The sequence below is a fragment of the Streptomyces sp. E2N166 genome, assembly GCF_003671715.1.
GTDB classification, from domain to species: domain Bacteria; phylum Actinomycetota; class Actinomycetes; order Streptomycetales; family Streptomycetaceae; genus Streptomyces; species Streptomyces thinghirensis.
The window spans coordinates 651,199-661,636 of record NZ_RAIF01000006.1 but is presented as its reverse complement, the minus strand read 5'-3'; the positions used below and the strand labels follow the sequence as shown (position 1 = coordinate 661,636).

General features: G+C 73.4%; 10 protein-coding genes. 3 read left to right on the top strand and 7 right to left on the bottom strand.

From position 1 onward, the window contains the following. Nucleotides 1-58 precede the first annotated feature (58 nt). The 3 genes from EBH09_RS03430 to EBH09_RS03420 all read right to left on the bottom strand — a co-directional run bounded on the left by EBH09_RS03430 (nucleotide 59) and on the right by EBH09_RS03420 (nucleotide 3,056). Nucleotides 59-1,102, bottom strand: coding sequence for a hypothetical protein (locus tag EBH09_RS03430; RefSeq protein ID WP_121745522.1), 1,044 nt, complete (start codon nucleotides 1,100-1,102; stop codon nucleotides 59-61). Between the two features lie 88 nt (nucleotides 1,103-1,190). Continuing rightward, nucleotides 1,191-2,447 (bottom strand): FUSC family protein, encoded by a 1,257-nt coding sequence (locus tag EBH09_RS03425; RefSeq protein ID WP_121745521.1) that lies wholly within the window; start codon nucleotides 2,445-2,447, stop codon nucleotides 1,191-1,193. A gap of 114 nt (nucleotides 2,448-2,561) precedes the next feature. Continuing rightward, a complete protein-coding gene (locus EBH09_RS03420) occupies nucleotides 2,562-3,056 on the bottom strand; it encodes an FBP domain-containing protein (protein ID WP_121745520.1) in 495 nt (164 codons plus the stop codon). Between the two features lie 205 nt (nucleotides 3,057-3,261). On the opposite strand from EBH09_RS03420, the gene EBH09_RS03415 reads away from it, so the two are divergent. Together EBH09_RS03415 and EBH09_RS03410 are read left to right on the top strand one after the other, a co-directional pair. Further along, a complete protein-coding gene (locus tag EBH09_RS03415) occupies nucleotides 3,262-4,548 on the top strand; it encodes an ROK family protein (protein ID WP_121745519.1) in 1,287 nt (428 codons plus the stop codon). Nucleotides 4,549-4,623: 75 nt separating this feature from the next. Further along, nucleotides 4,624-4,971, top strand: a complete 348-nt coding sequence (locus tag EBH09_RS03410) for a hypothetical protein (protein WP_121745518.1) — start codon at nucleotides 4,624-4,626, stop codon at nucleotides 4,969-4,971. Between the two features lie 99 nt (nucleotides 4,972-5,070). On the opposite strand, the gene EBH09_RS03405 is transcribed toward EBH09_RS03410, so the two are convergent. From EBH09_RS03405 to EBH09_RS03390, 4 genes are all read right to left on the bottom strand, one after another. Then, nucleotides 5,071-6,102 (bottom strand): SDR family oxidoreductase, encoded by a 1,032-nt coding sequence (locus EBH09_RS03405; RefSeq protein WP_121745517.1) that lies wholly within the window; start codon nucleotides 6,100-6,102, stop codon nucleotides 5,071-5,073. 296 nt (nucleotides 6,103-6,398) lie between these two features. Further along, a complete protein-coding gene (locus EBH09_RS03400) occupies nucleotides 6,399-7,589 on the bottom strand; it encodes an aromatic acid exporter family protein (protein WP_193776091.1) in 1,191 nt (396 codons plus the stop codon). A gap of 61 nt (nucleotides 7,590-7,650) precedes the next feature. Next, nucleotides 7,651-8,307, bottom strand: a complete 657-nt coding sequence (locus tag EBH09_RS03395; protein ID WP_121745515.1) for an HAD family hydrolase — start codon at nucleotides 8,305-8,307, stop codon at nucleotides 7,651-7,653. Nucleotides 8,308-8,361: 54 nt separating this feature from the next. Further along, nucleotides 8,362-9,393, bottom strand: a complete 1,032-nt coding sequence (locus EBH09_RS03390; RefSeq protein ID WP_121745514.1) for a PHP domain-containing protein — start codon at nucleotides 9,391-9,393, stop codon at nucleotides 8,362-8,364. A 180-nt stretch (nucleotides 9,394-9,573) separates the two neighbouring features. Here EBH09_RS03390 and EBH09_RS03385 point away from each other — a divergent pair, with 180 nt between their 5' ends. Continuing rightward, nucleotides 9,574-10,383 (top strand): SDR family oxidoreductase, encoded by an 810-nt coding sequence (locus tag EBH09_RS03385; protein WP_121745513.1) that lies wholly within the window; start codon nucleotides 9,574-9,576, stop codon nucleotides 10,381-10,383. The last annotated feature ends 55 nt before the right edge of the window (nucleotides 10,384-10,438 follow it).

Sequence of the window (10,438 nt, the reverse complement as noted above, 5' to 3'; positions counted from 1 at the left end):
CGCCGGCCGGTGCGGCCGGCCCCGTCCCGCGGCCCCCGCCTCGTCGGCGGCCCCGTGCCTACCAGTCCCCGTCCTCCACCGGTGCGCCCGGTGCGTCCTTGAGCGGCCGGACCTGCTGCTGTACGGGCGACTGCCACGGCTCGTGGTCGTCCCCGATCCAGTCCCCGACCGGCTTGACGTCCTGGAGCGGATCGGTCGGCGCGAGGTCGTGGGCGTCCTGGTCGTAGTAGTCGTACCAGGGCAGCCCGGCCCGCGTGTACGCGGCCCGGTCCACGGGGGACGGCGGCGGCTCCTCACCGGTGATGCGCCGCCACTGCGGCGGCGTCACCAGATGCACGAAGACCCGGCCCGCGGGCCGCTCGGCCCAGTCCGTCAGCGGACGTTCGTCGCGGTAAACCTCCTGCCGCATGGACCCTCCGACACCCAGCCCCATGGCCGGCGCGGAGCGGGCCCGGGCCGCGCCCGCGTGGGCCGGGGCAGCGCCCGGGGCGGACATCGGCATCGCGGCCCCGTAGGCTCCCCCCGACCGGGCCGCCCCGCGCGCCAGTTCGCTCCGGCGCCGCTCCTCCTCGCGCCAGCGGGCCAGCTCGGCGTCGCCCAGTGCGAAGGCCTGCAGCTGGACGCCGCCCCAGACCTCCTCGCCGGTGACCTGGCCCTCGACGGTCGCCCCCATGCCGAGCGGTACCGCCACGAACTGGCGGACCGTGCCCGTGCCGGAATTGATGCCGTCCAGCCAGGGCTGGCGGGGGAGCACCACGTAGTTCTGCGGGTCGCGGGCGAGCCGGTCGCTCCAGGGCTTGCCCGAGACCGCGCACACCTTGCCCACCCCGACCTGGAGCGCGGCGGGCTCCGTCGTGCCGGCGAAACTCAGCCACATGGCCTCGCGCAGGTACACCGGCAGCATCACGCCGCCGCGCGCCCGCCACGCCTCGGGCACGGTGTCGGCATAGTCGGCGACCCGGCGGACCGGGAACTCGCCGAGCCCCGGAGGCAGCGGGTGAGTACCCGTCTCGGGCAGTCGCAGGGTGCGGACGAAGCGGACCGCCGCACCGCCCGGCAGCAGCAGTCTGTTCCCGTCGATCCGCACGCTGGTGCCGGTCATCCGTACGCCCCCTCTTCCGAGTCCACTGTTCCTCGTCCTCTTCCCCGAGCTCTTCTTCAAGGAGAACGACAAGGAGAACGACGCTTCCTCAAGGAGAACGCCGCGCGGCGGCGTTGCGGTTCCGCTTCCGGAGCCGGGCCCGCGCCCCGTCCCGAAGACGGGTCAGCCGCGGCATGCGTTCCCGCAGCTCGCGCGTGTGGTTGTCCAGCTCCTCCAGAAGCCGGCGAGAGCGGTGCTCGGTGTCCATCTCGTCGATGATGCGGTTGACCTCGGTCAGTACCGCGCCGTGCAACTGCCAGTGCAGGGGACTGCGCTGCACCTCCGTCAGGAGCAGCTGGGCCAGCTTGTCCCGGGTGACCGCGGCCTGCCGCAGCTCGGCGGTCAGGCGCTCCTCCGCGGACTCGGCGTCCTCGCTCGCGCTGGTGGTCACCAGCACCGCGAAGCTGACCACGGCGTCGGCGATCTCGGACAGCAGTTGCTGGATGGTGGCGCCCGTCTCGGGCGGGAACAGGGGATCCGGTTCGCGTTCCTTCGCGAGGTCGGTGAAGGTGCGCGCGAGGACCCGCATCACCACCGTGCAGATCTCCAGGGTGTCCAGACCGGTCCGCAGGACCACCCGGTGGAGCAGTCCCTCGCGTACCCGGGGATTGAGCCGCAGGCTGTCCTCCGCCTGACGGAGGTCCTCGTCCACCTCGCCGATGTCGTGGTCGAGCCGGCGGGCCTCGTGCAGCCGGGCCGCCGCCTCGTGGAACGGCGTGCTGTCGGCGGCCTCCTCGCCCATGCGCAGCATCAGCTGCCGCACCCGTCGGGCCAGTCCCTCGATGGACTCGCCGGCCTGCTCCACCCACACCGGAGGGGCGAGGATCAGGTTGAACGACAGCCCGACGATCGCCCCGATCAGCGTCTCCACCACCCGCGCCCACGCCAGGCTTCCGTGCGAGGTCACGCCGAGCACCAGCATCGCGCTGATCGCCACCTCGGCCACGAACTCGTGCGCCCGCACCAGGTGCCCCACACCCAGTGCCGCCACGATCAGCAGGGCCAGACTCCACCAGCTCAGTCCGACGAGTTGGCTGAAGGCGATGGCGACCAGGACACCGGCCACCACGGCGTTCACCCGGCGGAAGCTCATCTTGAGCGTGGCGTACAGGGTGACCTGGACGACCAGCAGCGCGGTCAGGGGCGCGGTGAGCGGCGCCGCCGACTTGTCGGGGGTCAGCCGCACCGCGATCACATAGGCGATCGAGGCCGCGGCGGCCGACCGGAGCGCCTGCACGACCATGGGGTCCCTGAGCCACTTCACCCGCCGCAGAGCCGCCGCCGCGCTCTTACGTACATCCCGCATCCTCGGGCTGTTCCCTTCCCCAGGCGCCTCGAACGTATCCGGACAGGACGGTAACCGGACAAAGGGGGCGGTAGCGGTTCTCACGCGCCGTACGCCGGCGGGCATCCGTGAACGTCAGGCGGACACCCTGGCGAGAAAGGCCGACAGGTTGCCCAGGGTCCGGGCGACCTGCTCCTCCAGAGTGAGGCTCTCCTCGAAGCGCGCGCCGCTCTCCGGCGTCTTCTTGCCCCGCAGATACAGCGAACAGGCGAGGTCGGTGCACATGTACAGGCCGACCGAATTGCCCTCGCGGCCGGCCGGGCCCGCCTTGCGCGCGGACATCAGCGACACCCCGCCGCGGGGGTGGGTGGTCAGGCACAGCGCGCACATGCTCTTCTGGAAGAAGCCGCGCCGAGCCTGCTGGAACCGCAGGGCGACGCCGGTGAGGCGCTCGCCGTGGTCGGTGACCAGATAACTGCGGTCGGGAGCCCCGGGGTCCCGCCAGCCCAGGAAGTCGAGATCGTCCCAGGGGCGCTCGCCGAGGTCGCGAGGAACGGCCAGGCGCTTGGCCTCGCCCTTCGAGCAGTTGATGAAGGAATTGCGGATGTCCTGCTCGGTGAGTGCTCTCATGGGGGAACTCCGATCGCATGTCGACGGGCCGGCGGGCGAAACCTAGGGATACTAGGTTTCCGCCTAGCGTAGATAGCCGCGAAAGGGCGGCGCCAGCGAATTTCACGAGCGCGAGTTCATAGCATGAATTAAGAGGAGAGGGAAGTCGCGTGCCGTAGTCCTGGAGAGGTATGTTGCAGACCGGGCAAGGTACGGGAGGAGCTACATGACGGGGCGGAACGGGCGCACGGTGCGCGACCTCAGAAGGGCCAACCGTACGGCCGTGCTGCAACGGCTCTACTTCGACGGACCGCTCAGCCGCTTCGAACTGGGCCCGGCGACCGGGCTCAGCTCCGGCTCGGTCAGCAACGTCGTCGCCGACCTGCTCGCCGACGGCCTGGTGGAGGAGGCCGGCAGCGTCGACTCCGACGGCGGCAGGCCCCGCACCCTGCTGCGCGTGGCCCCCGGCAGCGGTCACATGATCGGCGTGGACGTCGGCGAGACCCGGGTCCGCGTCGAGCTGTTCGACCTGACACTCACCGAACTGGCCCGCGCCGAGCGTCCGCTGACCCAGCAGCGGTACGACGTCGAGGTGATCGTCGGCCACATCCGCGACGGGATCGCCGAGGTGCTGGACGCGGCCGGCCTCGCACCCGAGCGGCTGCTCGGCGCCGGAATCGGCGTCCCCGGCATCGTCGAGCAGACCGCGGACCGGGGAGCCGTCGTGCACGGCCAGACCATCGGCTGGGACGCGGTCCCGCTGGAGGCCCTGCTCCGCGCCGGTTCCCCGCTGCCCGACACCGTCCCCTACCTCATCGACAACGGTGCCAAGACCCTCGGCCAGGCCGAGATGTGGTTCGGCGCCGGACGCGGCGCCCGCAACGCGGTCGTGGTCCTCTTCGGCTCCGGCGTCGGCGCCAGCCTCGTCACCCCCGAGGCCGAGCACGGCCGGGCGGTCGAATGGGGGCACCTGACCGTCCGGGTCAGAGGCCGCCGCTGCCGCTGCGGCGCGCTCGGCTGCCTGGAGGCCTACGCGGGCGCCGAGTCCCTGCTGGCCCGCTGGCGGGAGGAGGGCGGCCGGGTGCCCGAAGGAACCGACGAGGAGAGCGCCCTGGCCACGATGCTCGCCGCCGCCTACCCGGCCGACGCCGAGGCGGCCGACCCGGTCGCGCTCGCCGTCCTGGAGGAGACCGCCGAGTACCTGGGCGCCGGTCTGTCCGACCTGATCAACCTCTTCCAGCCCGAGCGCATCCTCATCGGCGGCTGGGCCGGACTCCAGCTCGGCACCCGCTTCCTGCCCGCCGTACGCCGCCACGCGGTGTCGTACGCGCTGCGCCATCCCGCCCAGAAGGTGACGGTCGACCTGGGGCGGCTCGGTCCGGACGCGGTCACCGTCGGCGCCGCGATCCTGCCGCTGGCCGACTTCTTCTCGCGCGGCGGCCGGCGTCCCGAGCCGGCCCCCGAGTACCCGGAGCCCGCCTGGCGCACGGCGCTCGACGAGCGGGCGCACTGAGGTTTCGCCGGCCGTCGCGGAGGTACCCGATGCCGCTCGGACGACCGGCAGGACCGCAGTGAGAAGGAGTGCGCCGTGACCGACCACCGCCTCGAGGGACCGGGCGAGAACGGTGCCGCCCCCATCCCGCGGGACATGCCCGACCAGCAGGCCGGCACCGGCGACGACCCGTGGGAGGCCGCCGCGCCCACGCGCGAGCAGCGCGAGCAGGGCCAGCGTTCCGAGGACGACGAGGGCGAGGAGGATGCCCGGACCGGCGACACCGGCGACACCGACGACGTCCACGACGACACGGCGGAACCGGCTGCCGGGCCCGCCACCGACGTTCCGGACACGGACGAGGCGGGGACCGGCCGGCAGGGCGAACCGCAGGCGGGCGCCGTACACCCCGAACACCCGGCGCCCGACGAGTCCTCGGGCTGACCGGGTGATGCGGCGCACCGGAGCCGACGTGTAGCGAGGACGGGGCAGTAGCGAGGACGGGGCGGGCCTGGGCCCGCCCCGTCCTCGCGCCCGGCCGGCTCAGCCGACCTTTCGCCCCCGCATGGGCTCCGTGGGTGCCCCCGCGCCCTGCTGGAAGCCCAGGAGGAACTCCTCCAGCACCTCCGTGGCCGTGTGCTCCGGGCGCCAGCCCAGCTCCGCCCGCGCCCGCGTGCAGTCCATGAGCGGCAGCCGCAGCACCGCGTCGAAGAGGTGCGGAGAGGCGGGCAGCAGATGCAGCCCCCACGCGGCGGCGATCGCCGAGCGGGCCGCCGTGCGGGGCAGTCGCACCGGACGCGCACCGAACATCTCGCCGAGCAGCCCGGCGTCGACCGGGGGCTCGGCCGCGAGGTTGAAGGGGCCCCTGGCGTCGTCGGAACGCGCCGCCAGCCGGTACGCGTTGGCCGCGTCGTCCGTGTGCAACGCCTGCACCCGCAGGCCGGGAATGTCCGGCAGGAAGGGCAGGCGCTCCGGACGCGCCAGTGGCCCCGGCAGGAACTTGCCGCCGAAGATGCGGCGCTGCTCGCTCGCCGACTCCCGCTTGAAGAGGAAGGCCGGCCGCATGCGTACCGTCCGGATACCCGGGTGGTCGCGCTCGAAGGTGTCCAGGGCGCGCTCCAGGTAGGCCTTCTCCCGGCAGTAGGCGGCGTCCGGCCAGCCGTGTGTCGGCCAGGACTCGTCGACCGCGTGGTCCTTCGGCCCCGGCGAGTAGGCGCCGACCGACGAGGCGTGCACCAGTGCCGGCACCCCGGCCGCGGCCACCGCCTCGAAGACCCGGATGGAGCCGAGCACGTTCGTGCGCCAGGTCGTCGCCGGGTCGTGCGTCGGCTGGAACGCCCAGGCCAGATGCACCACCGCGTCGGCGCCGGCGAAGTGTCCGGTCAGGTCGGCCCGCTCCGAGGCCAGGTCGACCGCGGCCCACTCGGTCTTCGGCGGCGACCAGTCGGGAATCCGCCGGGCCAGCCCCAGCACGGACGCCACCTCCGGATCCTCCGACAGGAGCCGCACCACGCTGGTGCCCACGTTGCCGGTGGCACCCGTGACCACGATCCTGCTGCCCGTTGCGCTGCTCACCTTGCGCTCCTCTCGGCCGCTTGCCCGTAGGGAGGTCACCGGGTACCCGCCTGGCCGCCGAGGCACGCGAGAAGAAGCCCCGATCGCGACGGGGGAATCACGATCGGGGCGGTACGAGGTGGATACGGACGGCGGTCGCCTCTCGGCGAAAGGCTCCACAGGGCTTCAGCCGAACGATCGTCCCTGTGGGCAATAGGTGAGGCCCGGGGACACTGTCCCGTCCGTACCCACGCCCTCTTCAACGGGGGAGGGGCTCCTGGTGTTCCACTGTCTGTCTCGTTTTGCGGTGATCTGTGTCACTGCTGTTGGGGCTCAGGCACGATGTCGGCCCACAGGTTCTCGGCCTGCAGCAGCAGCGTGCCCAGGACCGCGGTCGGGGCGGCCTCCCGCCCCGCGTGCTCCCGCAGCCCTTCCTGCAGCCGCCGGTGCAGTTCCTCCATCGTCGCCTCGGTCGCCTCCTCCGGGCCGCTCTCGGCGCTCTCGCCCATACGAAGGCCGGCCTCGGCGTGACAGGAGTCGCCGATCAGCTTCAGCAGCCGCGCGTAGAGGTCCAGCACCGGGCCGTCGGGCGGGGCAGGCGTCCGGTGCTCGTCGGCCGCCACCGTCAGCGTCCGGGTCAGCGCCGTGATGTTTCCCGTGACGCGACTCCACCGCTGGTCCTCCTCCTCGGGCGGGACGGGGGCGGGCGCTCGACGCAGGGCGCGCAGCGGGCCGTAGGTCAGGCGCAGGCTCTCCTGGCTCCACGACCGGGCCGACTCCAGGGCGACCAGCCGCCGCTGCAGCCGCGCGGCACCGCTCGACCAGCCGGCCGTCGTCTGCGCGTCCCATTCGGCCCGCCGCAGATCGTCGGCCACGGAGTGCAGGACGTCCCCCGCTTCCCGGGCCAGCGCCGCGAGGTTCTCACGCACGTCCCGCAGATGGATCGGCGGCAGCACGAAGGCGTTGACCGCGACGCCGATGACCGCGCCGAGCGCGGCCTGCCCCACCCGGTGCCCGACCGCAGAGGCCGAGACCGAGGTGCCGGAGGCCAGCACGAACACCGCGGTGGTCGCTGTGTAGATGCCCTGCCCGCCGAAGCGGGACCAGTTCGCGATCAGCATCAGCACCGGCAGGGACAACATCAGCGCACCGGTGTTGTCGTCCGTGAGCGCCTGCGCCGCCGAGGCCACCAGGGCGCCCACACAGATCGCCGTGAACTGCTGCGCTGCCTGCCGGATCGAGCTGTACACGGTGGCCTGTACGAGGACGAGGGCGACCCAGGGCGCCATCAGCGCCATCGGATCGTCCAGCCATACGCCCGCCACGGCCCAGGCGATCAGTGCCGCGCCCGCCGCCTTCAGCGACTGCACGACCAGGTCGCGTTCCCGTCCGGGGCTTTGCCAGGCGGCCCGCACGGCCCGCCCCACGGCGCACGCCTCCCACCACACCGAGGCCAGAGGCCGCCGTCCCCGGAGTGCCTCCCGGGCAGTACTGATCACAGCGGTCATGCGGCGCCGGGTATCCGCGTGACCGGCCGGTACGTCCGGAAGTGAGCCACGACACGGCGGCTCATGCGAACGGGCTCCGCTTCAGGGAGGCCAGCAGGTCGGCCGGGTCGGCGTAGACCGCGTCCGCGCCCGCCTCCGCCAGGTCGGCGCGGGGCAGACCGCCGCACAGCACCGCCACGCAGCGCACCCCGGCCCGGCTGCCCGCGCGCATGTCCCAGACGGTGTCGCCGACGAAGACCGCCCGCTCGGCCGGCACCCCGGCCAGTTCCAGGGCGTGCTCCACCGGCTCGGGCGACGGCTTGCCGGCGTCGACGTCGTCTGCGCTGGCGGTGGCGGCGATCGCGTCGTCCGCGTCGATCGCCCGCCGCAGCGCGCCCAGCTCCGGGCCGCCCGCCGAGGTGGCGAGGACGACCTTCCAGCCGTCGCCGGCCAGGCGGCGCAGCAGCTCGCCGGCGTCCGGCAGCGCCGGCAGGCGGTCGAAGTACTGCCCGTACAGCGCCTTGTGGGCGGCGCTCAGCTGTGCGTCCTGGTCCGTGTCCCGGTCCTCGCCCAGCAGGTGCCCGATGAGGTCGGTGGAGGCGAGGCCCACCGCACGGTGGATGGCGTGCATCGGCACCTGGTGGCCCGCCTGCCGGAACGCCTCCCACCAGGTCGTCACATGCAGGTGATTGGTGTCGACGAGGGTTCCGTCGACGTCGAACACGGCCGCCCGTTCCATGCACTGTTCCCTTCGTGGTCCGTCCTGGTCGTGTGTGGCGCGACGGGTACCACGTCAGCGGCCCGCCACTCCGAGCGGTGTACGGCCCTGCCGCGTCCAGGCCAGCAGTTCGTCCAGGGACCAGGTGGTGACGACGCGCTCCGCGGGCACCCCGCACTCCTCCGCCCGCGCGCACCCGTGGAGCTGCCAGTCCAGCTGGCCGGGCGCGTGCGCGTCGGTGTCGACGGAGAACAGCACTCCCGCCTCCACCGCCCGCCGCAGCAGCCGACGCGGCGGATCGAGCCGCTCCGGCCGGCTGTTGATCTCCACGGCCGTGCCGGACTCCGCGCAGGCGGCGAACACCTCGTCCGCGTCGAACTCCGACTCCGGCCGCCCCCGCCCGGTCAGCAACCGCCCGGTGCAGTGGCCCAGGATGTCCGCGTGCGGGTCACGTACCGCGGTGACCATGCGGCGGGTCATCGCGCGGGAGTCCATCCGCAGCTTGGAGTGCACGGACACCACGACGACGTCGAGCCGCTCCAGCAGCTCCGGTTCCTGGTCCAGCGAACCGTCGTCGAGAATGTCGCACTCGATGCCGGTCAGCAGCCGGAACGGCGCCCAGGTCTCGTTGAGCCCGGCCACCACGTCCAGCTGTTCGCGCAGCCGCTCGGGGGACAGACCGCGCGCCACCGTCAGCCGCGGCGAATGGTCGGTCAGCGCCGCCCAGTCGTGCCCGAGTGCCGCGGCGGCCCGGCCCATCTCCTCGATCGGGCTGCCGCCGTCGGACCAGTCGGAGTGCAGATGGCAGTCGCCGCGCAGCCGCTCCCGCAGCCGCTCACCGCCCTGAGCGAGCGGGGCCCGGGCCTCGCCCTCCAGCTTCTCCAGGTAGCCGGGCACCTGTCCGGACAGTGCCTCGCGCGCGACCTGGGCCGTCTTGGGGCCGACGCCCTTCAGCGACTCCAGGGACCCGGCCCGCTCCCGCAGCTCGCCGGCGGGCAGCTCACCGAGGACCCGGGCCGCGGTGCGGAAGGCGCGGACACGGTACGTCGGCGCCTGGGACCGCTCCAGAAGGAACGCGATCCGCTCCAGCGCCTCGACGGGCTCCATCGCCACCTCCTCCTACGGCCTGCTCCGGCACGTCCAGGGTTCCCCAGCGCCCTCGTGCCCGCACCACGGGCCGACCGGTTTGTGCCGACCGCAGCCGGGTACTGCGACGCCCCGCGCACCGTTCTGTGCCGCGGGGGCCGATGGGCCGCAGTGCCGAGGAGCGCCGAAGAGGAGGCCGTCATGCCCAGTCCCAGCCCGTCCGACCCCGAGGTGGCCGTCATCACCGGCTCCGACTCCGGCATCGGCCGCGCCACCGCCGTACGCCTGGCCGAGGCGGGGATGGATGTCGGCATCACCTGGCACACCGACGAGGAGGGTGCCGAACGGACCGCCGAGGAGGTCCGCGCCCTGGGACGCCGGGCCGAGACCGCGCGTGTGGACCTGACCCGGCTGCCCAAGGCCGCGGACACGGTCGACGAACTGTGCGAGCGGCTGGGCCGGATCGACGTCCTGGTCAACAACGCCGGTACGGGCACCGCCACGCCCTTTCTGGAGCTGGGACTGGACGACCTGCGCCACGTCCTGGACGTCGACCTGGCCGGACCGTTCCTGTGCGGGCAGAAGGCGGCCCGGCGCATGATCCGGCAGGGGCGCGGCGGCCGGATCGTCAACGTGACCTCCGTCCACGAGCACCAGCCGCGGGTGGGCGCCGCCCCGTACTGCGCGGCCAAGGGCGGCCTCGGCCTGCTCACCCAGGTCATGGCGATCGAGCTCGCCGAGCACGGCATCACCGTCAACGCGGTGGCGCCCGGCGAGATCGCCACGCCCATGACCGGCCAGGAGGACACCGACCCGCACACGGAGCGCCGTCCCGGCGTGCCGCTCGGCCGGCCCGGCGACGCCCGCGAGGTCGCCGCCGTGATCGCCTTCCTCGCCGGGCCGGACGCCTCGTACGTCACCGGTGCGTCGTGGAGCGTCGACGGGGGCATGCTCCGGATGGGCCCGATGGCCGGATCCCATCTGACGGGCGACGAGTGGCGGCGCCCCTGACGAGCGGAGCGCGCCTCGGCACGAACTCGCGGCGGGCCCCGCCGCGAGTTCGTGC

Bases quoted from the DNA above. Each gene is read 5' to 3' on its own strand.
- EBH09_RS03430 (WP_121745522.1), bottom strand. From the start codon at position 1,102: ATGACCGGCACCAGCGTGCGGATCGACGGGAACAGACTGCTGCTGCCG.
- EBH09_RS03425 (WP_121745521.1), bottom strand. From the start codon at position 2,447: ATGCGGGATGTACGTAAGAGCGCGGCGGCGGCTCTGCGGCGGGTGAAG.
- EBH09_RS03395 (WP_121745515.1), bottom strand. From the start codon at position 8,307: ATGGAACGGGCGGCCGTGTTCGACGTCGACGGAACCCTCGTCGACACC.
- EBH09_RS03415 (WP_121745519.1), top strand. From the start codon at position 3,262: ATGACGGGGCGGAACGGGCGCACGGTGCGCGACCTCAGAAGGGCCAAC.
- EBH09_RS03420 (WP_121745520.1), bottom strand. From the start codon at position 3,056: ATGAGAGCACTCACCGAGCAGGACATCCGCAATTCCTTCATCAACTGC.
- EBH09_RS03400 (WP_193776091.1), bottom strand. From the start codon at position 7,589: ATGACCGCTGTGATCAGTACTGCCCGGGAGGCACTCCGGGGACGGCGG.
- EBH09_RS03390 (WP_121745514.1), bottom strand. From the start codon at position 9,393: ATGGAGCCCGTCGAGGCGCTGGAGCGGATCGCGTTCCTTCTGGAGCGG.
- EBH09_RS03385 (WP_121745513.1), top strand. From the start codon at position 9,574: ATGCCCAGTCCCAGCCCGTCCGACCCCGAGGTGGCCGTCATCACCGGC.